The 21903-nt window shown below is 63.0% G+C and carries 26 protein-coding genes, 1 tRNA gene and 3 pseudogenes; 22 read left to right on the top strand and 8 right to left on the bottom strand.

Features of this window, described 5'->3' with window-relative positions; all coding sequences use genetic code 11:
• The first annotated feature begins 14 nt into the window (after positions 1-14).
• The 3 genes and pseudogenes from ACVDG8_RS18375 to ACVDG8_RS18365 all read left to right on the top strand — a co-directional run bounded on the left by ACVDG8_RS18375 (position 15) and on the right by ACVDG8_RS18365 (position 2640).
• A complete protein-coding gene (locus tag ACVDG8_RS18375; protein WP_447255939.1) occupies positions 15-935 on the top strand; it encodes a DUF4238 domain-containing protein in 921 nt (306 codons plus the stop codon).
• A gap of 59 nt (positions 936-994) precedes the next feature.
• Positions 995-1100 (top strand): annotated as a pseudogene (locus ACVDG8_RS18370) (sunset domain-containing protein); the annotation flags it as partial.
• 22 nt (positions 1101-1122) lie between these two features.
• Positions 1123-2640, top strand: a complete 1518-nt coding sequence (locus ACVDG8_RS18365) for an ApeA N-terminal domain 1-containing protein (RefSeq protein ID WP_447255938.1) — start codon at positions 1123-1125, stop codon at positions 2638-2640.
• 320 nt (positions 2641-2960) lie between these two features.
• On the opposite strand, the gene ACVDG8_RS18360 is transcribed toward ACVDG8_RS18365, so the two are convergent.
• Positions 2961-3037: transfer RNA gene (locus ACVDG8_RS18360), tRNA-Arg, on the bottom strand.
• A gap of 241 nt (positions 3038-3278) precedes the next feature.
• Positions 3279-4211 (bottom strand): DUF1003 domain-containing protein, encoded by a 933-nt coding sequence (locus ACVDG8_RS18355; protein ID WP_447255937.1) that lies wholly within the window; start codon positions 4209-4211, stop codon positions 3279-3281.
• 556 nt (positions 4212-4767) lie between these two features.
• On the opposite strand from ACVDG8_RS18355, the gene ACVDG8_RS18350 reads away from it, so the two are divergent.
• On the top strand, positions 4768-5217 hold the full coding sequence (locus tag ACVDG8_RS18350) for a universal stress protein (protein ID WP_447255936.1): 450 nt from the start codon (positions 4768-4770) through the stop codon (positions 5215-5217).
• A gap of 456 nt (positions 5218-5673) precedes the next feature.
• Here ACVDG8_RS18350 and ACVDG8_RS18345 read toward each other — a convergent pair whose 3' ends face one another.
• The gene (locus ACVDG8_RS18345) at positions 5674-6741 is read right to left on the bottom strand and encodes a D-alanyl-D-alanine carboxypeptidase family protein (RefSeq protein ID WP_455707810.1); all 1068 of its coding nucleotides are present in this window, start codon (positions 6739-6741) and stop codon (positions 5674-5676) included.
• 186 nt (positions 6742-6927) lie between these two features.
• On the opposite strand from ACVDG8_RS18345, the gene ACVDG8_RS18340 reads away from it, so the two are divergent.
• The 5 genes from ACVDG8_RS18340 to ACVDG8_RS18320 all read left to right on the top strand — a co-directional run bounded on the left by ACVDG8_RS18340 (position 6928) and on the right by ACVDG8_RS18320 (position 9813).
• The gene (locus ACVDG8_RS18340) at positions 6928-7158 is read left to right on the top strand and encodes a hypothetical protein (RefSeq protein WP_447255935.1); all 231 of its coding nucleotides are present in this window, start codon (positions 6928-6930) and stop codon (positions 7156-7158) included.
• Positions 7159-7187: 29 nt separating this feature from the next.
• Positions 7188-7337 (top strand): hypothetical protein, encoded by a 150-nt coding sequence (locus ACVDG8_RS18335; protein WP_447255934.1) that lies wholly within the window; start codon positions 7188-7190, stop codon positions 7335-7337.
• 274 nt (positions 7338-7611) lie between these two features.
• Positions 7612-8718, top strand: a complete 1107-nt coding sequence (locus tag ACVDG8_RS18330; protein ID WP_447255933.1) for a hypothetical protein — start codon at positions 7612-7614, stop codon at positions 8716-8718.
• A gap of 80 nt (positions 8719-8798) precedes the next feature.
• Positions 8799-9410 carry a nucleoside triphosphate hydrolase gene (locus ACVDG8_RS18325; protein ID WP_447255932.1) on the top strand — a complete coding sequence of 204 codons (612 nt, stop codon included), beginning with the start codon at positions 8799-8801 and terminating at the stop codon, positions 9408-9410.
• A gap of 94 nt (positions 9411-9504) precedes the next feature.
• Positions 9505-9813 carry a hypothetical protein gene (locus ACVDG8_RS18320; protein WP_447255931.1) on the top strand — a complete coding sequence of 103 codons (309 nt, stop codon included), beginning with the start codon at positions 9505-9507 and terminating at the stop codon, positions 9811-9813.
• 18 nt (positions 9814-9831) lie between these two features.
• Here ACVDG8_RS18320 and ACVDG8_RS18315 read toward each other — a convergent pair whose 3' ends face one another.
• From ACVDG8_RS18315 to ACVDG8_RS18305, 3 genes are all read right to left on the bottom strand, one after another.
• A complete protein-coding gene (locus ACVDG8_RS18315; protein ID WP_447255930.1) occupies positions 9832-10536 on the bottom strand; it encodes a glutathione S-transferase family protein in 705 nt (234 codons plus the stop codon).
• A 226-nt stretch (positions 10537-10762) separates the two neighbouring features.
• Positions 10763-11971 (bottom strand): beta-ketoacyl-[acyl-carrier-protein] synthase family protein, encoded by a 1209-nt coding sequence (locus tag ACVDG8_RS18310; protein WP_447255929.1) that lies wholly within the window; start codon positions 11969-11971, stop codon positions 10763-10765.
• Positions 11972-11975: 4 nt separating this feature from the next.
• Positions 11976-12230: an acyl carrier protein gene (locus tag ACVDG8_RS18305; RefSeq protein WP_447255928.1), complete on the bottom strand. Its 255-nt coding sequence runs from the start codon at positions 12228-12230 to the stop codon at positions 11976-11978.
• Positions 12231-12428: 198 nt separating this feature from the next.
• Here ACVDG8_RS18305 and ACVDG8_RS18300 point away from each other — a divergent pair, with 198 nt between their 5' ends.
• The 5 genes and pseudogenes from ACVDG8_RS18300 (at position 12429) to ACVDG8_RS18280 (ending at position 14800) form a co-directional block, all read left to right on the top strand.
• Positions 12429-13277, top strand: coding sequence for an urease accessory protein UreD (locus tag ACVDG8_RS18300; protein WP_447257381.1), 849 nt, complete (start codon positions 12429-12431; stop codon positions 13275-13277).
• A 23-nt stretch (positions 13278-13300) separates the two neighbouring features.
• Positions 13301-13603 (top strand): urease subunit gamma, encoded by a 303-nt coding sequence (locus ACVDG8_RS18295; protein WP_112097128.1) that lies wholly within the window; start codon positions 13301-13303, stop codon positions 13601-13603.
• Between the two features lie 11 nt (positions 13604-13614).
• Positions 13615-13869, top strand: coding sequence for a DUF1272 domain-containing protein (locus ACVDG8_RS18290; protein ID WP_447255927.1), 255 nt, complete (start codon positions 13615-13617; stop codon positions 13867-13869).
• 24 nt (positions 13870-13893) lie between these two features.
• Positions 13894-14487, top strand: a complete 594-nt coding sequence (locus tag ACVDG8_RS18285; protein WP_447255926.1) for a HupE/UreJ family protein — start codon at positions 13894-13896, stop codon at positions 14485-14487.
• A gap of 8 nt (positions 14488-14495) precedes the next feature.
• Positions 14496-14800 (top strand): annotated as a pseudogene (locus ACVDG8_RS18280) (urease subunit beta).
• Positions 14801-14820: 20 nt separating this feature from the next.
• Here the strand turns inward: ACVDG8_RS18280 and ACVDG8_RS18275 are convergent.
• Positions 14821-15303, bottom strand: coding sequence for a hypothetical protein (locus tag ACVDG8_RS18275; protein ID WP_447257380.1), 483 nt, complete (start codon positions 15301-15303; stop codon positions 14821-14823).
• A gap of 120 nt (positions 15304-15423) precedes the next feature.
• Positions 15424-15795, bottom strand: coding sequence for a hypothetical protein (locus ACVDG8_RS18270; RefSeq protein ID WP_447257379.1), 372 nt, complete (start codon positions 15793-15795; stop codon positions 15424-15426).
• Positions 15796-15989: 194 nt separating this feature from the next.
• Between ACVDG8_RS18270 and ureC the strand changes: the two genes are divergently transcribed.
• From ureC to ureG, 8 genes and pseudogenes are all read left to right on the top strand, one after another.
• Positions 15990-17702: an urease subunit alpha gene (gene ureC / locus ACVDG8_RS18265; protein ID WP_447255925.1), complete on the top strand. Its 1713-nt coding sequence runs from the start codon at positions 15990-15992 to the stop codon at positions 17700-17702.
• A gap of 69 nt (positions 17703-17771) precedes the next feature.
• Positions 17772-18260, top strand: coding sequence for a DUF29 domain-containing protein (locus ACVDG8_RS18260; protein ID WP_447255924.1), 489 nt, complete (start codon positions 17772-17774; stop codon positions 18258-18260).
• Positions 18261-18296: 36 nt separating this feature from the next.
• Positions 18297-18891 (top strand): annotated as a pseudogene (locus ACVDG8_RS18255) (hypothetical protein).
• A 43-nt stretch (positions 18892-18934) separates the two neighbouring features.
• Entirely contained in the window at positions 18935-19540 is a 606-nt protein-coding gene (locus ACVDG8_RS18250) for a glutathione S-transferase family protein (RefSeq protein WP_447255922.1), read from the top strand.
• A complete protein-coding gene (locus ACVDG8_RS18245) occupies positions 19537-20100 on the top strand; it encodes an urease accessory protein UreE (RefSeq protein WP_447255921.1) in 564 nt (187 codons plus the stop codon). Before ACVDG8_RS18250 ends, ACVDG8_RS18245 begins: the two co-directional genes overlap by 4 nt.
• Positions 20093-20764: an urease accessory protein UreF gene (locus tag ACVDG8_RS18240; protein WP_447257378.1), complete on the top strand. Its 672-nt coding sequence runs from the start codon at positions 20093-20095 to the stop codon at positions 20762-20764. The genes ACVDG8_RS18245 and ACVDG8_RS18240 overlap by 8 nt, the downstream gene beginning before the upstream one ends.
• On the top strand, positions 20761-21201 hold the full coding sequence (locus ACVDG8_RS18235; RefSeq protein ID WP_447255920.1) for a DUF3995 domain-containing protein: 441 nt from the start codon (positions 20761-20763) through the stop codon (positions 21199-21201). The genes ACVDG8_RS18240 and ACVDG8_RS18235 overlap by 4 nt, the downstream gene beginning before the upstream one ends.
• Positions 21198-21830, top strand: coding sequence for an urease accessory protein UreG (gene ureG / locus ACVDG8_RS18230; RefSeq protein WP_447255919.1), 633 nt, complete (start codon positions 21198-21200; stop codon positions 21828-21830). The genes ACVDG8_RS18235 and ureG overlap by 4 nt, the downstream gene beginning before the upstream one ends.
• Positions 21831-21903: the final 73 nt, after the last annotated feature.

Below are 21903 nucleotides of genomic sequence, written 5' to 3'. Positions count from 1 at the left end.
TAGGAAAATCTCCCGTGAAACATCATTTCAATCCTGCGTTCTCTCTCAAACCTTGGGCCGGAACGGACGATCTTGTTTGCCAGATGCGATTGATCAACGGCCGCGTTGTTCTCGGCCGGTTCCACCCCAACGCTACCGGCTACGAACGAGACCTCTACAAGACCGACGGTTTGACACCAGCGGAGGAGCATCACCTCGAGGAGAACTTCTTCAAGCCAGTAGATACCGCCGCCAACCTAGCGCTGCAGAAGATGCTGGCCTGGGACAGGGCACCGTGGACGTCGGAGATGCGTGGCGCATGGACGCGTTATCTACTTTCACTCCGCTTCCGGAATCCGGACACTGTCAAGGATCTTAAGACGCACATGCTCGAGATATGGTCGACAGCGCAGGAGAGCATTAAGAAGGACTTTGCCAAGTGGCGTCGGCCGGACGATCCGCTGACCTGGGAAGAGTTCGAAAAACTGCTCAATCCGGCCGCACCACATATCGGAGCGACAAACATGTTGATCCAAATTGTCGACAACGACAGGGTTGGGCCAACGATCTTCAATATGACATGGTCGGTCCACAAGCTCGTCGGATCGAAGGTGCCGCTGCTTACATCGGACCGCCCTCTCGATTGGCCCGTTGGCCTCGCGAACCCAAAGGCATACATCGCTCTGCCGATCTCGCCAGACACTGTGTTCGTAGCTTCGAACGACCCCAAAATGCAGCACTGGGCGAAGTCACAGCCGCACACGCAACTCGCCAAAGGCATGAACAAGGCCGTCGTCACGCAGGCGCGCGAATACGTCTGGGGTACAGATGATCGCCAGATCGAGTTCGTGCGAAAGCATTTTGGAACGGCGGCGATCTCTTCGGCGATCACCCCAGCCCAAAAGGCAGTATCCCTCCGTGCGGCCGCCGGAGAAAAGGTCGAACCGACGGTTTGAGCGAATGCGCTGTTCGGAAGAACCGATTACAGGGCTGGCCGAGAACTGTCGGCGGCGGCGGCCAGCGCATCTATCATGTGCCCGGCCAAGAATATTATAGCGTGACTCTGGTTCTGCAGTGAGGCCGAGGCCCGCGCGGCCGGTTGGCGCCGAGCACGACGATGATTAACTGGCGGGAGGAACTCAATTGGCCAACAAGTGGACCGACGGCTCCAGGGCGCTAGGGAAGTTCGATTTCCCTGCCCAGAAAGGGATTTACGGCGAGCTTTCACTCCAGGGCCACGATACCGAACTCGTGCTGCATGACGTCGACTATGAGCTTTATCCAGGAGAGCATGAACTAACGATCCACGGCGTTGTCGACCACACTATAAAAGTATCTCTGATCGACTGCATCCAAATGGCTAGTAGTCGAAAGACAGATGCTGAAGGAAACGCTTCCAAACACCGCCATACGATTTTCCCTCACCACATAGTCTTTGGCGACACGCACGTCACTGACGATCTGATGTTCACCTCGATCATGCTTCGCCTCACGGATTCTTGGCGAATCTTCTACGACTTCGATGCCTTTGGGATGATTCTCGATCCATCTGTCGTGAAGCCGGTTTTGGCAGAGAAAGCCAAGAGCCTTAATCGAGACATTCCGGTAGGAGTTCACCCGGCACTGGCCTATTTTTCAGGCAAACATTCGATCGTCAGTGTACCGACCGAAATAGGCACAATCTCAGCCAACAATTTGCCGGCCATGACGTGGGGCGGACCAACGGGTAGCGGCTTCACCAACTCAATCTGGGTTGAGATCGAATTTGCGTCCGTCCAGAGCTTCAACGGCGCCATTGAGGCGGCTTTCCTGCTTGAGCCATTCTTTTCGATGGTAGCGGGGCGACCTCAGCAATTCGAGGAGATCAGGTTGCTTTCTCACCCGATAATCAAGTCGGGTTCCGAGGTGCCTGCGATTTTCGAGGTTTATAGCAGCATGAAACAGCGCCTCGACTTTCCGGCCAGCAGCCGACCGCAACCTCCGGACTTGCCGACCAGTGCGGTCAGGCGGCCAGAAGAATTTGCACAGGTTTTGAAGGACTGGGTCAAGCGCGGTCCCGATTGGCGGGATGCACGCGCGCGCTACTCTGGATGTCTTCGCAAACTGGATCTGTTCGACATAGATCGGCTGGTCGGCTCGGCAAACATGTTCGACATCCTACCCGGTACCGCGGTCCCGGCAGATTCCAAGCTGTCCGAAGAGTTCAAAACTGCCCGTGACCAGACTCGAAAGCTCTTCCTCGATCTGCCCGATAGCCCTGAACGAGCCTCCATCCTGGTAGAGCTTAAGCGGGCGGGAAAGAGCAGCTTGAAAAACAAAGTCCGCCACCGGGCAGCTCCCATCGTGGCGGCTGTTGGAGATAGATTTCCTGAGTTGATTTGGGTGCTAGACCAGGCCGTCAATTGCAGGAACCATTATGTGCACGGGCCTCTCGGCAAAAACACCGTCGATTACGCGGCCAACTTCCAAGACTTAGGCGGCTTCTTCACAAGGTCGCTGGAGTTCGTTTTTGCAGCGTCTGATCTGCTTGAGGCTGGATGGGATATCAAGGGTTGGGCGTCGCGTAGCTCGACGCTTTCCCATCCCTTCTACAGCTACAAGGACAGCTATTGGCAGCACCTCGCCATTGCCAAAGCCCTGATCGAGAAGCCTCCCGCCTAGACAGGTCTGCCCCTGGCGCTTGCACGTCTGCGACTGTTTCGCGATCCTGCTTGCCCTTCGGGAAACGATATTTGGGGGAGTGAGGGAATGGACCATCCTTGATCCTGTCGGGTGACGTCATGGCCACCGACGTAAAGGGGGGGTCAGCCGAGTCCAAACCTTGGGCTTGCTTCTGTATCCGAAAGGCCGCGATAGAACGACCACAGCGGTCGCCAAGCTAGCCAAACAGCCGGAACCCCGAATGCGGCGCTTGTGTGGGATGAACCTGTGGGAAAATGTCCGCCGGGGCAGCCAAACCTACGCTAAGTAACTGACTTTGTTGGCGCACCCGACAGGATTCGAACCTGTGACCTCTGCCTTCGGAGGGCAGCGCTCTATCCAGCTGAGCTACGGGTGCCTCCCGGTGAACCGGAAAACGAACCGGCCGGTGAGCCGGCCAGTCACGGCTTCTTAGCGGAAGCCGCTTCGGGCTTCAACGGGCAATTGGGTTGGTGACGGCCGTGATGGGTTGATTGTCTGAGGCTGTCGGAGATGGCGCTCCCCTCTCCATCTCGGCTTCGCCGAGCCACCATACCGGGGCGAGCCACGGGTCTCGCCCGTCCTTCGGACCCCACTTCGTGGGGCGAGGAACCCAAGCCTCACCCCTCCGCCCCACCCTTCGCCACCCTGCGCCGCACGCGCCTTGCGGTGTGCTTCTGCTTCTTCGCACCCGCCAACTCGTTCATCGCGTCGAGCTGCATCTGCTGCATTTCGGCAAGCCGCGTCCATTGGCGCGAGATCAGATAGTCCAGCTTTTCGTGCAGATGGCGCACTTCGAGCTCGGCCTTGAGGTTGACGCGGTATTCGTTGAAGGAGCGCAGGCGGTCTTTCACCTCCTGGCGCTTCTGGCTCATCATGATCACCGGCGCCTGGATGGCGGCGATGCAGGAGAGCAGGAGGTTGAGCAGGATGAAGGGGTAGGGGTCGAAGGCGCCATTCAAACCCTCGAACAGGTTGATGCCGATCCAGACCAGGAGCACGGTGGCGAATGAGATCAGGAACCACCAGCTGCCGCCGAAGGCGGCCATGTTGTCGGAGACGCGGTCGGGAAACGTCCGGTGCTCCTCGAACTCTTCTTCCGAGTTTTCCGAAATCGTGTCCTGTTTGGCGATCGATTCCACCACCTGGCGGTCGAGCTCGGAGAATTCGCCGTGCTCCTGCTGCAGCAGCTCTTCCATGTAGCGCATGCGGTAGCGGCCAAGCTCCTCGCGGCTGACGCGGGCGCCGCGCGGCAGGTCGGGATGGTCGGAGCGGATGCGGTCGGCAAGGCTTGGCCTGAGATCGTCGATGCGCACCAGGTCGCGCTTGCGGAATTTGCGCCCCGATATCGCCGACGGCTTTTTCTTCGCCTTGATCCGCCCGGAGCCCGGAACATGCGGTTCGGAATCCGGCACTTCCGGCGCTTCGAGGATTTCGTCGGCGGCGTGCTCGTCGCCCTCCGACACGGTCTCCGCCTCGAGATATTCGCCGGCGATGTCGTCGTTCTCGTTGGCCGCTTTGACCTGTTCGGAAATCTTGGGGGCGGTGCTCATGATGCCGTCTCCTGCTGGCGCGTGTTTCACGATACGCTAAGGCGGTGAGGTATATCCACCGTGACGATGGCAATTGGTTGGTTTTGCAAGCGGTTGTGATGTCGGCTGTCAGCTCTCTGTCGCTAACTTTGCGGGGGCGCGGCTCGGCAAGCTGGCGAGGCTTGGCGAGCAACAGCCAATCTCCGGAGTTCGCGCCGCCCCTCATCCGCCTGCCGGCACCTTCTCCCCGTATAGTGACGGGGAGAAGAAGGCCGGCCGCACCCTCAGCGCTCTTCCTGCACCGCTGGCGATTGGCGAAGCCGGCGATGACAGCGCCCCTCTCCCCGTCACTATACGGGGAGAGGATGCCGGCAGGCAGGTGAGGGGCGGCGCAGTTCTTGAAAGTTAAATCCCTACCCCTGGCGCCATCGTCCCCGCCCTCTGGCCCCATCCAGCCCCTGTGGCCGGGCGGTTCGATAAACTACATCAAGGTTAAACCCAGCCGCGCTCGCACGCCCGGCCAGGCATCCGCCACCGGGGCGCCAGATCGCCCCGCGCAACAACAGGGATCGTCATCATGTACAAACACATCCTGATCGCCACGGACGGCTCGGAACTGGCCGGCAAGGGCGTCGCCCACGGCCTGGAGCTGGCCAGGGGCCTCGGCGCCGCTGTCACCTTCGTCAACGTGTCGGAGGCGTTCCCCGCTCTGGCCTGGGGTGGCGCCATGGCCGGCTATGTCGCGGCCGACGAGCTGGTCAATTACGAGGAAAGCGCGCGCAAATATGCCGCCGAGGTGCTGGAGAAGTGCAAGGCCGAGGCCGAGGCGCTCGGCGTGCGCGCCAAGACCTTGCATATCGAGAACCGGACGCCCGCCGAGGCGATCCTCGACGTCGCCCGCTCTGAAAGCAGCGACCTCATCGTCATGGCCTCGCACGGCCGCCGCGGACTGGGACGGCTGGTGCTCGGCAGCCAGACCGCGGAAGTCGTGTCGCTGACCGAGATCCCGGTGCTGGTGGTGCGGTAGAGGTCTGTTGGCGCAAGGCTAGATAGGCAGCGTTCCTTCGCGCCCCCTCTGTCCTGCCGGACATCTCCCCCACGAGAGACAGGGCGATCGCATATGAGTTTTTACGAAGAGGAACCCCCACCCCTAACCCCTCCGCACAAGGGGGAGGGAGACTTGGTAGGCGCTCATTTCCGCAAACAGCCGACGTTTCGGCACCAAAAGGATGGCATGCGGCAGCGTTCCCTCCCCTTGTGGGGAGGGTTAGGGTGGGGGTCCTCTTCGTAAAAACTCATATGCGATTGCCCTTCCCACGAGGGGGAGATTGGCGGTTTGGGCGCCCTGCTCAATCCTGCGACATTGGTGATTGACGAAAGCCGTGATGACAGCTGATCTCCCCCTCGTGGGGGAGATGTCCGGTAGGACAGAGGGGGGCGCTGTCCCGCCAGCGTCTCAGATCTGCTCCACCGCCGCAACGCTCTACTGCGTCGGCAAACTCAGCAGCTGCGCATTCGGCGACGCCAGATCCGGCGACGGTAAATCGGACGCCGGCGAATCGGAGGCTGGCAGGCCGGGCAGCCCCGATGCCGGCGCCGCCGATCCAGCAGCCACCGAGCCGGGCGGCGACAAACCCGGAAGCGGCGAAGCCGGTTGCTGGCCGGCATACATCAGCCTGGGCTGGGTGGCGTCGGCGGTTGTCGGCGCCACGCTCCTCTGGATCAGCGCCTCGACATGGTCGTTGCGCTGTCGCGCGCTGTCGGCGCCCATCACCACCACGATCAGGTGCCTGCCGTCGGCATTGTAGGAGGTGACGATGTTGTATCCGGAAGCTCTTATGTAGCCGGTCTTGATGCCGTCGACGCCGTGCACCCGTCCCAGCATATCGTTATGGCCGCGCACCAGCTTGCCGCGGAACATGAAGTCGCTTTCGGAGAAATAGTGGAAATGCTGCGGGAAGCGGTGTTCGAGCGCCAGCCCCAGCACCGCCATGTCGCGCGCGCTCGTCGTCTGGCCGTCATCAGGCAGGCCGCAGGCGTTGCGGAAGTTGGTGCGGCTCATGCCGAGCGAGCGCGCCTTGGCGGTCATCATCGCGGCAAACTGGTCCTCCGAGCCCCCGCCGAGATATTCGCCTACCGCGACCGCAACGTCGTTGGCCGACTTCACCACCATGGCGCGGATGGCGGAATCGACGTCGATCGTTTCGCCACGCCTGAAGCGCAGCTTGGTCGGCGGCTGCGAGGCGGCGTGATCGGAAACCGGAATCCGCGTTTCCTTGGTCACCCGGCCGCTCTCCATCGCCTCGAACAGCATGTAGAGCGTCATCATCTTGGTCAGCGACGCCGGATAGCGTGGCGAGGTCGAATTCACCTCGAACAGCGTCTTGCCGGTCGAGGCATCGATCACGATCGCGGCGTATTTCTGCGGCTGCGCCGGCACAGTGAGCACGCTTTCCGGCTGCGCGGCGGTGGTGCAGCCGGCGACCAGCACGAGCAGCGCCAGCGCGGCGATCAGTTTCTGAAGCAGGGGAAAGGGACGTGGATAGGGCAAGATTGTTCTAGGGCTGTTGCTGAGATGCAGGAAAGCTAACGTAACGCATACGCCCCGTCCAACTGGTTAACGGCGCCGTCTGGGCATTTGCCCAGCTTTCGCGCTCTTCGGGGCACGGTTTCTCAGCCCGCTTTGCCTTCAACATCGCCTTGCCGCTATGATGGCGCATCGGTTTGGGGGGTCGGCATGTCGGAAATCAGCTCAGGTGCGACGTCGCTGCTGCGGGCGTCGCTCAGCAGGACAGGCAAATGGGCGGCGAGCTTCGCCTTCGTCGCCGGCGCGGTTGGCGACGTGCTCAACCCGCTGGGACCGTTTGCCGCCTACATCGCGCTGGCCGCCGCCGTCGCGGCTATGATCATCGCCATCGCCATGGCGCTGCGCCTGGTGCTGGCCGCAAAAGCGTGCATTACAGCCTGAACGGCACGGCGCTCGACAAGGAGATAAAAATGCCGCCCTGTGACGCCAAGGATCCCTACGCCATTCCCGACAATTACCAGCCCTATTTCAAGGTCAAGGACGACGTGATGTCGATGGCCGTGCAGGTGACATACACGGATGGCACCAAGTCGCCGGTGCGGGAATATAAAAGGCAGTAGAGGCGCCCACCCTCCCCCTTGTGGGGTCCGAAGGACGGGCGAGACCCGTGGCTCGCCCCGGCACGTCGATCCGCGTAGTGGATCGGGGTGGGGGTCGAAGAGACTCTTTGCTCCGCCCCGTCGAGCGTTCTCCGCTTCGCTCCGACCGCTCGCCGACCCTCCCCCACAAGGGGGAGGGTGAAGTGCGCCTGATGCAAAATGCCGATTGCCGCCCTTGCGTGCTCGCCTCCGGACAGGCTTTGCTTGCGCCCGAAAGAGATTCGGGGAGGCATTCATGGACATGGTCACGCTCGGCGCAAAAGGCATCTCGGTTTCGCTTGACCTCGCGGTCGGCCACATCGCCGCCATGGAGGTCGAGGCCGATGGCCGCACCCTGAAGCCGCTGCATCGCGCACCGTGGGTCGGTTCGCCACGCGAAACGCTGCCGCAGGACATCCCCGAAGGCACGGTGCGCCTGTCCGGCGATTTCCTGTGCGCGCCGTTTTCCGTCAGCGACGTCGAGGCTGCACCCTTGCATGGCTGGCCGGCCAACAGCCAATGGGATGTCGTCGAAAACAATGCGATTCCAGGCGGCCGGCGCGCCGTCTTCCGGCTGCGCCGCAAGGTCATGGGCGCCGCCGTCGACAAGATCTTCACCCTGCGCGACGGCCACCCCTTCCTCTACCAGGAGCATATCTTTTCAGGCGGTTCCGGCGCCATCTCGGTCGCGCACCATCCGATGACGCAGATGCGCGACGGCGGCAGGCTCGCCTTCTCGCCCAAGCGCGTCGCGGTGACGCCGCCGACCCCGCTGGAGCCCGATCCGGCGCGCGGCCGCTTCCGGTTCGCCTATCCGGTCCGCGTCACCGATCTCACCCATCTGCCGCTTGCCGCTGGCGGCGCCACCGACCTCACCGATTATCGCATGGAGGACAAGCGCGAGGATTTCATCACCCTGGTCGAGGCCGACCACGATGGTCCGGGCTGGACGGCCATTGCGCGCCGCGCCGAGCAGGACCTTGTGCTGGTGCTGAAGAATCCCGCCGAATTGCCGGTGACCATGCTGTGGCTCAGCAATGGCGGACGCGACTATGCGCCCTGGAGCGGCCGCCATCTCGGCGTATTGGGCATCGAGGATGGCCGCGCCGCGATGGGCCACGCCGCCTCGCTTGGCGACAACTGGCTGAGGCACGAAGGCGTGGCGACGGCGTTTGCGCTTGCCGAGGGACGGTCGATCTCCTTCCGTCATGTCATCGGCGCGCTTCCGTCTGCGCATGCCGAAGCGCCGGCAGGCATCGAAACCGCGCGCGAAACCATGCGCGTCCTTGCCGCCGACGGCACCGCCAAGGACGTGCCGTTCGATGGCGAGTTCCTGCGCATCGGCCGTTCGGTCCCGGCCTGAGCGTCACAGCCAATCCGGGTTTGAAATTTCAGCCGACTGCCGCCAAGATGCGGTCTGAAATCGCTACCGGAAAGGCGCCGATGTCCGAGATCGCCCATATCACAGCCGCCATCTTCAAACGCGCCGGCAAGGCCAAGCGCTTCGTTGTCGCCATCGCTGGGCCGCCGGGTTCCGGCAAATCGACACTGTCGGCGAACCTGCATGAGCTTTTGCCGGAAGGCAGTTCGGAAGTCGTGCCGATGGACGGCTTCCACTATGACGATATCATCCTCAACCGGCGCGGCATGCGTGCGCGCAAGGGCGCGCCCGAAACCTTCGATTTCGCCGGCTTCGAGACGCTTCTGAAACGCATCCGCTCCGGTGAGCCCGACATCGCCATTCCGGTGTTCGACCGCGATATCGAACTGTCGCGCGCCGCGGCCGAGATCGTTTCCGCCGACACCAAGTTCATCCTGGTCGAAGGCAATTATCTTCTGCTTGACGAGGAGCCGTGGTCGCGGCTGGCGCCACTGTTCGATTTCACCATCTTCATCGATGTGCCGCGGGGCGAGCTCGAGCGTCGCCTGATGGAACGCTGGCGTGGCCATGGCAAGCCCGACGAGGACGCCCGCGCCTGGATTGCGTCCAACGACATGCCCAACATCGAGCGTGTTCTGGGGAGGCGCCGGCCAGCCGATCTGGTCATTGGTTAACCTCTTAAATTTTCAATATTTTCGGGCCGGAACCTTAAGCTTTTCGGGTCGTTATGCCGGTATCCTCAATTATCCGGCGTAAGGGAGCCGTCCAATGGCAACCAAGACCAGAAAACCCGCGCCTGCCAGGAGCAAAGCCAATCAGCCAAGGCGGCCGAAAGCCGCCGACGATGCGGCGCTTGCCAAGGATGGCAAGCCGACTTTCGGCAAGGCAGCCCCAAGGAAAGTCGTGGCCGGCGCCGCGCACAAGGTCGCGACCAAGGCGCACAAGCCACACAAACCGGCGGCGGGCAAGTCGGGCCCGATCCGCACCGCCGCCAGCGTTGCTACCGGCGCGGTGGTCGCCACCGCGCGGCTGGCGGCTTCTATGTTCGGCCGCCGCGCGAAAGCCAAGGCAAAATAGGGCCTTTCATCTCTGTTTTCAGCCTTTTGCCGGGATGGTGAGGCCTCGCTGCACCGCCGGCCGCCCCAGGCCGCGGTCCAGCCATGCCGCTACCGTTGGGAAATCGTCGAACCCTACCAATTCCCGCGCCTCGTAGAAGCCGATCAGGTTGCGCACCCAGCCGAGCATCGAGACGTCGGCGATGGTGTAGTCGTCGTCCATGATCCACTGCCGGCCCTTCAACCGTGTTTCCAGGACGCCGATCAGCCGTCGCGATTCGTCGCGGTAACGCTCCAGCGGTCGCTTGTCGGCGATTTCGCGTCCGGCGAATTTGTGGAAGAAACCGACCTGTCCGAAGATCGGACCGATCGCCGCCATCTGGAAGAACACCCACTGGATCGTCTCGTAGCGGCGCGCCGGATCGGCGGGGATGAGCTTGCCGGTCTTGTCCGCCAGATAGAGCAGGATGGCGCCGGATTCGAAGAGGCCGATCGGCTTGCCGCCGGGGCCGTCCGGATCGATGATGGCCGGTATCTTGCCGTTCGGGTTGAGCGACAGGAATTCCGGCGTCCAACTCTCGTTCTTGCCGATATCGACGTAATGCGGCTCGTAAGGCAGGCCGATCTCCTCCAGCGCGATCGAAGCCTTCACGCCATTCGGTGTCGTGGCCGAATAGAGCTGCAGGCGGTCGGGGTGCTTGGCCGGCCAGCGATTGTTGATCGGGAAGGCGGACAGGTCGGGCATCGAGGAGTCTCCGGAAACGGATTGGCGCCAGGGCGGCTCTAAATCTAGGAAATAGAGCATGATGTCATCCGAAAACCGCTTCGCACTTTTTTCGGCATCTGCTCCGGCGGGTCGCAACAACTACGACCGGGCTTCGCCGCGATCAATATGCCGGCAGGCGGCCTGCCGTGCACGCACAGTCAACCAAAGCTGCGCTTGATCAGCGGATCCGATCAGCCGCGCTTGGTCAGATCGCCTTGAAAGCCAGCACGGCGTTGGTGCCGCCAAAGGCAAAGCTGTTGCTGATTGCCGTGCGCACCTTGCGCTCGCGCGGAACATTCGGCGTCACGTCGAGGTCGCATTCGGGGTCGGGCTCGCGATAGTTGGCCGTCGGCGGCACGACGCTCTCGCGGATCGCCATCACGCAGGCGATCATTTCCAGCCCGCCGGAAGCGCCGAGGCAATGCGCATGCATCGACTTGGTCGAGGAAATCGAAAGCGCGCGCGCGTGCTCGCCGAAGACGCGTTTGATCGCGGCGGTCTCGATCTGGTCGTTGGCCTTGGTGCCGGTGCCGTGCGCGTTGAGATAGTCGACATCTTCCGCATTGAGCCCGGCATCGGCCAGGCAGAAGCGCATCGCCGCTTCCGGCCCCTCGACAGTTGGCGCGACGATGTCCGAGGCGTCGGCTGAGAGCCCAGCGCCGGCGATCTCGGCAAGGATGGTGGCGCCGCGCGCCACGGCGTGGTCGTAGCTTTCCAGCACCGCCATGCCGGCGCCTTCGCCCAATACCAGGCCCTGGCGATCGGCCGAAAACGGCCGGCAGGTGTCGGGCGCCAGCACCCGCAGCGCCTCCCAGCCCTTGAGCACGCCCCAAACCAGCGGCGCATCGGTGCCGCCGGCGACCATGACGTCGGCGCGGCCAAGCCTGATCTGATCGACCGCCGATGCGATGGCATGGTTGGACGAGGAGCAGGCCGAGGTGACGCCAAACACCGGGCCACGCAGTCCGAGCGCCATGCTGACCTGACCGGCTGCGGCCCCCGGCATCACCTTGGGCACGGTAAAGATGCCGGCGCGGTTGCGCCCTTCGAGCAGGATCGCGCGATAGTTCTCCTCGATCGTTTCGAAGCCGGCGACGCCGACACCGACAACGGCGCCCATCCGATAGGTATTGTCGGCGTGCGCCGTCAATCCGGACTGCCGCATGGCTTCCCGCGCCGCGATCACCGCCAGCAGGCTGTAACGGTCCATCGACACCACCTGCTTGCGGTCGATGCCGTGCTCGGGCAAGGTTTTGATTTCGCAGCCGACTTTGACCTTCAGGTCGTGCAGCGGCGAATTGCTGATCACGCCGATCGCGGAGCGGCCGGCTCGCATCGCATCCCAGATCGCGGCCGCATCGTTGCCAAGCCCGCAAATCCCGCCAATGCCGGTGATAACGACGCGCTTTTGCATACAATCAGGCTTTTTTCACGATCAGCGCGCGAACCGCCTCGACCATGTCGCCGACGTTCTTGAGGTTGCTCCAGGCGTCGACGGTATTCATTTCGATCTCGATGCCATACTTTTCCTCGAGGTCGAAGATGATCTCCGTCAGCTCCAGCGAATGGATGCCAAGCGTGCTGAGATCGGTACCGGTGGTGATTTCCTCACCGCCAGTCTCGGCGTGGGCTTTGATCTTTTCAATGATCTCGGTCGTCAGCTGGTCAGCCATTCGGTTCCTTCCCTGTCGTTTCCCGACGCCAACTGATGAGCGCCCCTCTTTGATCCCCGGATTGAACGAAAGCGTCTGCCTCTTACCACGCAAGGCACCGCGCGACGCTCCAGGGTGGTTTCCCTCTATAGAAACCGAAACGATGTCAAGCAACAAGCTATATCGACAAAGCCGCCCGGGTGCTTAACCTTGGCGCCCGTGGACAAGATCGACAATGCCCTGGTATCCCGGCCCGCCGCCGCCGCGCAACGCGTTGCCGGGCAAGGCAGGCTTTTCTGCGGCCGGAGCGGTGGCCGGACTCGGCTGCAACGTCTTTACCAGGATGGTTCGGCCAAGATCCGCATGCCTTTGGTGCAGGGCGATCCGCTCGAGGCCGTCCTGATCAACACCGCCGGCGGCCTGACCGGCGGCGACCGGCTCGGCTGGGCGATCGAGGTCGGCGAAGGCGCTTGCGTCTCCATCACCACGCAGGCCTGCGAGAAGATCTATCGCGCCGCCGCCGATCACGCCGAGGCGAAGGTGAGCCTGCGCGTCGGCGCCGGCGGCCGCATCGCCTGGCTGCCGCAGGAAACTATCGTCTTCAACCAGGCTGCCTTCGCCCGCAGGCTGGATGTCGAGCTTGCCGAGGGCGCCGAGGCGCTGATTCTCGAAGCCACGCTGTTCGGCCGGCTGGCGATGGGTGAGCGGACCATCAGCGGCAGTTTCCATGACCGCTGGCGGGTCCGCCAGGGCGGCGCACTGATTCACGCCGAGGATTTCCGCATCGGGCAGGACATCGCCGCCAGGCTGGAGCGCGCGGCAGTCACTGGCGGGGCGACGGCTGTTGCAACGCTGCTGCTCGTTGCGCCGAACGCGGAGCGCCTGCTGGAGCCTGCACGCGACATTATCGGCGATCAAGGCGGCGCCAGCTTCTGGAGCGTCGGCCGATCTGGCAAGCTTCTTGCGAGGCTTTACGCCGGGGATGGCTACCAGCTCCGCAAACGGCTGGTTCCACTCGTTGAATTGCTCAACGGGCGGGCGGGCCTGCCCAAATTGTGGTCACTGTGACCTCGAACGCCGGGAAGACTTGAATGAACCTGACGCCGCGCGAAAAAGACAAGCTGCTCATCGCCATGGCGGCGATGGTGGCGCGCAAGCGGCTGGAGCGTGGCGTCAAGCTCAACCACCCGGAGGCGATCGCCTTGATCACCGACTTCGTCGTCGAAGGCGCGCGTGACGGCCGCCCGGTCGCCGAACTGATGGAAGCCGGCGCGCATGTCATCACCCGCGCCCAGGTCATGGACGGCATCGCCGAGATGATCCACGATGTCCAGGTCGAGGCGACTTTTCCGGACGGCACCAAGCTGGTGACCGTGCATGAGCCAATCAGGTGAGGAGAGACCGGATGCTGGACCTCAGGCCCAATTGTGAATGCTGCGACAAGGATTTGCCGCCGGAAGCGACCGACGCGTTGATCTGTACCTTTGAATGCACTTTTTGCGCCGACTGCGTCGAGCATGTGCTCGGCGGCGTTTGCCCCAACTGTGGCGGTAATTTCTCGCCGCGTCCGATCCGGCCGGCGTCTAAGCTGGCAAAATACCCACCATCGACCAAGCGTGTGCTCAAGGCCGAAGGCTGCGGCCCACGCAAGGCCGCTTGAGCAAGCAATGAGAGGTAGCCAGGGATGATCTCCGCTTCGACGAAACGCACCACGCTCGCCGCTATTCTGCTGTTGGCCGCGGCGATGCCGGCTTATGCCCATGTCGGCGTCGGCACGACCTCGTCCTTCGCCGCCGGTTTCGCGCATCCGCTGTCCGGCCTCGACCATATGACGGTGATGATTGCTGTCGGCCTGTGGGCGGCGCTGAAGGGCGGCAAGGCGATCTGGGCATGGCCGCTCGCCTTCGTCGGCGTCATGCTGGTCGGCGGCGCGCTCGGCATGCTGCATGTGCCGGTGCCTTTCGTCGAGCCTGGCATCCTCGCATCGGTCGTCGCGCTTGGCCTCCTGGTGGCGCTGGCGATTGACCTGCCGGTCTCTGCGGGTGTGGCGATCATCGGTTTGTTCGCGCTGTTCCACGGCCATGCGCACGGCATGGAAGTGCCCGAGAATGCCGGTGGCTTGGACTATATGGCGGGTTTTGCCGTCGCCACGGCCCTGCTTCACGGCGTCGGCATCGCCGCCGCTCTCGGCCTGGGCCTGCGCTTCCGCGGCTTGGTGCGCGCCGCCGGCGCCGCCTGCGCGGCGGTCGGCGTCGGCCTCGCCTTCGGCGTTTTGTGAGGGCTGAGATGATTCCGGGCGAAATCATCCCCGCCAAGGGCGACATCGAGCTCAACAAGGGTCTGCCGACGGTGACGCTCAAGGTTGCCAACAGCGGCGACCGGCCGATCCAGGTCGGCAGCCACTATCCTTTTTCGAGACCAATGAGGGCTTGAGATTCGACCGCGAGAGCGCACGCGGCATGCGGCTCGACATCGCCGCCGGCACCGCCATGCGTTTCGAGCCGGGACAGGAGCGTGACGTCACGCTGGTGCCGCTCGGCGGCAAACGCGAAGTCTACGGGTTCCAGCAGAAGGTGATGGGCAAGCTATGAGGGCGACCGCCGCGCTCAGATCACTTCGGCGGCTTGGCGGCGGCGTAGATGACGATCTTGCCGGGATTGGCGAAGTCGACGGCCAGCACGTCCTCGGCCAGCACGCGCCGCGAATCGATCGCGTTGAACAGCAGCGCGTTCGCCTCGATCTCCTGGCGCAGTTCCGCGACCTCGTCCTTGTGCTGCTTCACCTTGTTCTCGATCGCCGGCGGCGGCCCGCCTTCGCTGCGCGCCGCATCGGTCAGGAAGATGATGTCGACCGTATCGAGCTTGGTGGTCTTGCGCACCGTGCCGATGTTGTCGCGCGTGCGGTCGATGGCGCGGATGACTTTACCGGCTTCCGCCTTGGACAGGGTTTCCTCCTGGCGAATGTCGGAACCCACGATCGCCGCTGCAGGATCGTTGCTGTCCAAGGGTTGCGCCGCGAACGCGGCGTTCGACGCGGCCGCGACCAGCAGCGCGGTCGCAATCGGCAACATTTTGGTCTGACGCGAAAATCCCATCGTCGCTCGCTCCTGACTGGACTTCGGGCGGGGCGAAAAAGACCAAACGACTCGTCTCAGGCAGAGGTTCCCTTGCAATTGATGCTGGCGGACCCGCATCGGGCCCGCCAGCGCGCGCAATCAGCTCGCCTTCTTGGTGATCAGCGTCAGCGCTCCGCTGGGCTGCAGGCTGGCGGCGATCACCTGCGCCGAACTCATTCCCTTGGCCTGCAGCGCGGACTTCACCTTGGGCGTCGCCTCGATCGATTTACGCAGCGTCTGCAGGCCGGCATCGCCGCGCTGCGCCACGATCTTGTTGACCTGAGTCTGCGTATCCTTGGGCAATTCGGTGATGTCGACGATGCTGACGCTCTGGATCGCTGGCACGGCTTGAGCCTTCGGCGCGGCGGGTGCGGCCGGAGAAGGGCTCGGCGCCGGCGTGGATTGCTGGGCGCTCGCGGCGCCCGCCAGCATCAGGGTGGCGGCTGCGGCGAAAATTATCGTTTTGCGCATGGATATTCCTTCCATCAGTTTGGCCATCAGTTTGGCAAATCGTCGTCTTGGAATGGCCCCGCCCGCGTGAACCGCCTGAAGGGAACGTCCAAATGGGAACGCAAAGTGTCGCCGGGCGGGTCATTGCGTGACCATTGGATGGCGATAATGTGCGCCTCACACTCAACCGATCTCACTTTAGGGAGCAATCGCTGATGGCCAGAATAACCCGCGCCGCCTATGCGCAGATGTATGGCCCGACCGTCGGCGACAAGGTGCGGCTGGCCGACACGGAGCTGTTCATCGAGGTCGAGAAGGATTTCACCGTTCACGGCGAGGAAGTGAAATTCGGCGGCGGCAAGGTCATCCGCGACGGCATGGGCCAGAGCCAGGTGGCGCGGGCGGGCGGCGCGGTCGATACCGTCATCACCAACGCGCTGGTGGTCGATGCGCTGGCCGGCATCATCAAGGCCGATATCGGCCTCAAGGACGGCCGCATCGCCGCAATCGGCAAGGCCGGCAATCCGGACACGCAAAGCGGCGTCACCATCATCATCGGCCCGGGCACTGAAATCATTGCCGGTGAAGGCAAGATCCTCACCGCCGGCGGCTTTGACGCGCATATCCATTTCATCTGCCCGCAGCAGATCGAGGAGGCGCTGATGAGCGGCGTCACCACCATGCTTGGCGGCGGCACCGGCCCGGCGCACGGCACCTTGGCCACCACCTGCACGCCCGGTCCCTGGCATATCGCGCGCATGATCCAGTCCTTCGACGCTTTTCCGATGAACATCGGCCTGTCGGGCAAGGGCAATGCCTCGCAGCCGGCGGCGCTCGAGGAAATGGTCTTGGCCGGCGCCTGCTCACTGAAGCTGCATGAGGACTGGGGCACGACGCCTGCCGCCATCGACTGCTGCCTGTCGGTCGCCGACACCTATGACGTCCAGGTGATGATCCACACCGACACGCTGAACGAATCCGGCTTTGTCGAAAACACCGTCGAGGCCATCAAGGGCCGCACCATTCATGCCTTCCACACCGAAGGCGCCGGTGGCGGCCATGCGCCCGACATCATCAAGGTCTGCGGCCTGCCCAACGTCATCCCGTCTTCGACCAACCCGACCAGGCCCTACACTGTCAACACTTTGGCCGAGCATCTCGACATGCTGATGGTCTGCCACCATCTGTCGCCGTCTATTCCCGAGGACATAGCCTTCGCCGAAAGCCGCATCCGCAAGGAAACGATCGCGGCCGAGGATATCCTGCATGATCTCGGCGCCTTCTCGATCATTTCGTCGGACAGCCAGGCCATGGGCCGCGTCGGCGAAGTGGCGATCCGCACCTGGCAGACCGCCGACAAGATGAAGCGCCAGCGCGGGTCGTTGCCGCAGGAGACCGGCGACAACGACAATTTTCGTGTCCGCCGCTACATCGCCAAATACACCATCAACCCGGCCATCGCGCACGGCCTGTCGAAGGAGATCGGCTCCATCACGGTCGGCAAGCGCGCCGATCTGGTGCTGTGGTATCCGGCGTTCTTCGGCGTGAAACCCGAAATGGTGTTGCTCGGCGGCATGATCGCGGCAGCGCCCATGGGCGATCCCAACGCTTCGATCCCGACGCCGCAGCCGATGCACTACCGGCCGATGTTCGGCGCCTACGGCAAAGCCATGACCAATTCTTCGGTGACCTTCGTCTCCAGGGCCGCCTTCGATGCCGGCCTGCAAGCGAGGCTTGGCGTCGACAAGGCGATGGTCGCGGTTGAAAACACCCGCGGCGGCATTGGCAAGCATTCGATGGTGCTCAACGACGCCACGCCGCATGTCGAGGTCGATCCCGAGACTTATGAGGTGCGTGCCGACGGCGAGCTCTTGACCTGCGAGCCGGCCACCGTGCTGCCGATGGCGCAGCGGTATTTTCTGTTCTGATCGCGGCGTCTAGACGCGCAGACCGGGGGCGTTCTTTGCGAATTTCGCAAATTGGGGCATGATGCGCCCATGAACAGGATTGATCGCCTCCGGGCGCTGACGCCTTACGAAGCGGATTTTGTCGAGTGGTGTGCCGAGCAAGGCGCGCTGCTGCGCGAGGGGCGTCTTTCCGAGCTTGATCGCGAGAATTTGGCCGAGGAGATCGAGAGCTTGGGAAGGAGGGACAAGCGCGAGATCCGTAGCCGGATGGAAGTGCTGATAACACACCTGCTGAAGTGGGAATTCCAACCCGGCCACCGGTCTCACAGCTGGCAGGCGTCGATCTCCGAGCAGCGCACCTGGATCGAGGGCATCATCGAGGATAGCCCGAGCCTTCGCCGATATCCCGCTCAAATCTTCGAAGAGGCGTATAAAGGCGCTTTGCCCGTTGCTGTCAGGGAAACAGGGTTCAGGAAGGCATATTTCCCGAGCGAGCCTCCCTTTACATCCAAGCAGGCGCTCGACGGTCGATTCTGGCCGGGCGGGCCGCTTTCGATGGACGATTTCCTGCGAGATTGAACCGCCCGCTTTTTTCCGCATTCCTTGTTTAGGTCGATGGCCACCGAAATCGCCTCTCCCCACGACATCTTCCCGCATATCCGCATCGTCATGGGCATGGTGATAGGGCTTGGCGTCGCCCGTTTGCTGTCAGGGGTGGCGCGCATCGTCCAGCATCCCGGGCAATATCGGCTCTATTCCGTGCATCTGGCCTGGGTCGCGTCCGTCCTGCTGATGTTGGTGCATTTCTGGTGGTGGGAGTTCGGCCTCTACGCCATCGAGACATGGACCTTCGGCAAATACCTGTTCATTATCTTCTACGCGATCACGCTGTTCCTGCTGTGCGCGCTGCTGTTTCCGGATCTCGATGCTGGACTACACCAGCTACGAGGACTTCTTCTATTCGCGCCGCGCCTGGTTCTTCGGCCTGCTGGCGGCAAGCTATCTGCTCGATGTCATCGATACGCTGCTCAAAGGTCCCGAGCATTTCGCCCGCTTCGGCAATGAGTATCTGTTCCGCACCCCGGTTTTCGTCGCCCTTTGCATCGCCGCGATCCTGGTGCGCGACCGTCGCTTCCACATCGCCTTCGTCGCGGCGGCGCTGATCTACCAGGTCTCGTTCATCCTGCGGCTCTTCGACACCATCGTCTGAGCGGATGCAATCGTCTAGGGTTCCGGGGAAAGAGGGTTCAACCATGTACAAGGCCATCGGATCGCGCGGATCCCGGGTCAGCCGTGTGCTGTGGATGCTCGAGGAACTCGGGCAGCCCTATGAATTCGTCGAGGTCAAATTGCGCTCGCCGGAAGCCTATGCGCTGAACCCTTCCGGCAAGGTGCCGATCCTGATCGACGGTGACCTCACCATTACCGATTCCGCGGCGATCTGCGTCTATCTGGCCGATAGGCACGCCGACAAAGGCATGGGCGCCAATCCAGGCCTCGCCGGCCGCGCCGAGATGGATTCCTGGATGCATTTCGCCCAGAGCGAGCTGGAAGCGCCGCTGTGGAACAAGCTGCGCCATCGCTTCCTGCTGCCCAAGGACGTGCGGGTCGATGTCGGGCCGGCCACAGCTTATGATTTCGCATCCGAAATGAAGGCGCTGGACAGGCGCCTTGGAGACAAACCCTTTGCGCTGGGCGATCGGTTCTCGGCGGTCGACGTGCTGCTCGGCGACATGGGCGGCTGGGCGCGCGCCGGCCGGTTTGTAATCGACTCCGAGCGCATCAACGCCTATTTCGAGCGCGTGCTGTCACGACCCGCTCGGGCCCGGGCACAGGCTAATGGCGGAGCCATGAAATGAAACTCAACATCACCACCGATTTCACCAAATTCCCACGCGCCGTCTCGGTGCTTTCCGCCGGCCAGGCGGCAACGCCCTACGACAAGGCGGTGCTCGCCCATGACGAGCGGCATCTGCGCCGCCGCGCCATCGAAACCGCCGGTGGCGACAAAGTGCTGGTCGATTTGCCCGAGCCGGTGGCCCTGAACAATGGCGACCGGCTGGTGCTGGAAGATGGCCGCCAGCTCGAAATCGTTGCGGCACCCGAAGAGGCCTATGACATCCGCGCTCGCGATGCCGTGCATTTGACGGAGCTTGCCTGGCACATCGGCAACCGTCATCTCGCCGCAAGCATCGAGCCGAACCGCATCCTCATCCTGCGCGACCATGTCATCAAGGCGATGCTCGAAGGTCTGGGCGCCACGGTGACTGAGGTGTCCGAGCCCTTCAGCCCGGTGCGCGGCGCCTATTCCGGGCGTGGCCACGATCATGCGCATGATCACCATGACCACGATCATCATGGCCACGACCATCACGATCATGACCACCACGACCACGGTCACCACCATCACCATGACTGATCAGCCCTCACATATCGCGCTGTTGCGGCTGATGGTCTGGCTGTCGCCGGCTTTTCCGGTCGGCGGCTTCTCCTACAGCCATGGCATCGAGCGCGCCGTGCATGATGGGCTGATCGGCAATCGCCGGGATCTCGCCAAGTGGCTGGAAACGCTGGTCGAGATGGGCTCAGGCTGGAACGATGCGGTGCTGTTTGCCGAAAGCTGGCGCCGCGCGCGGGACGGCGGTGATCTCACGGAGGTCGCCACTTTGGCCGAAGCGCTGGCCGGCTCGCGGGAGCGCCATATGGAGACGATGCTGCAGGGTGCTGCCTTCCTCAAGGCGGCATCCGCCTGGCCGTGCCCGACACTCGATCGATTGGTCGCCGATTGCCCCTATTGTGTCGCCGTCGGCGCTGTGGCGGGCGGCCATGGCATTGCACTTCAGGACGCGCTGTCCGCCTTCCTGCAGGCTTTCTTCTCCAACCTGGCGCAGGCGGCGATCCGGCTCGGCATCATTGGGCAGGTCGATGCCACGGCATTGTTAGCCGGTTTCGAACCGCTTGCGTTGTCGACGGCCGCTCGGGCTGCCACCTCCAGCCTTGACGATCTCGGCGGCTCGGCTTTCATGTCCGACATAATGGCGATGAAGCACGAAACCCAATATTCACGCCTGTTCCGGTCATGACCTTGCTTGCTTACGCCCTCTCTTTCGTCCTGCTCATAATCACTTCGCTGCATGTCTATTGGGGCCTTGGCGGCATCTGGCCGGGCACGGATCAGGCTTCCTGCGCGCGTGCCGTCGTCGGCTTTCGCGGCGTCGACGAGATGCCCTCGGCCGTTGCGAGTTTCGCCGTCGCCGCTTGCCTGGCGCTGGCGACGCTCTGGCCGCTGGCGCTTGCAGGCGTCTTCGCCTCGCCTTTTCCAAGGGAAGGGTTGGCCGCCACGGCGTTGATGATCGGTCTCGTCTTTCTCGGGCGCGGCATTGCCGGCTTCACGCCCTGGTGGCGCAGGCTTGCGCCCGAACAGCCTTTCGCGCGGCTCGACCAGCGCCTTTATTCGCCGCTCTGCCTGCTGATCGGGGCGGGCTTCGCAATCCTCGCCATCACGGAGTTTCCGGCATGACCCAGCCCAACGGTCCCCTTCGCATCGGCATCGGCGGCCCAGTCGGTTCCGGCAAGACGACGCTCACCGAAAAGCTCTGCAAGGCACTGCGTGACGACTTCTCGATCGCCGTCGTCACCAACGACATCTACACCAAGGAAGACGCCATGATGCTCGCGCGGCTACAAGCATTGCCCGAAGAGCGCATCGTCGGCGTCGAGACCGGCGGTTGCCCGCACACGGCCATTCGCGAGGACGCTTCGATCAATCTGCGGGCGATTGCCGAGCTGAACAAAAAATTCCCCGATCTCGACATCATCTTCATCGAATCCGGCGGCGACAATCTCGCCGCCACCTTCTCACCCGACCTTGCCGACCTGACGCTCTATGTCATCTCGGTCTGCCAGGGCGAGGAGATCCCGCGCAAGGGCGGCCCGGCCATCACCCGCTCGGATTTCCTCATCATCAACAAGAGCGACCTGGCGCCTTATGTGAATGTCAATCTCGACGTCATGGAATCGGATGCCGGCCGCATGCGCGGCAAACGGCCCTTCGGCTTCACCGATCTGTCGCGCGGCAAGGGCCTGCAGGACGTCATCGATTTCATCGTCGAGCATGGTGGGCTGCAGGCGGCGCGGCCCGCGGCGTGAGCCTCAGCGTGGCCTGACATACCAGTTTGCGGTTGCTGGCCACGCCCATGCACGGCATTCTTGGTGCAAACGG

It is taken from the genome of Mesorhizobium sp. ORM8.1, from assembly GCF_053005525.2.
This window is presented reverse-complemented; position numbering and strand designations above follow the sequence as displayed.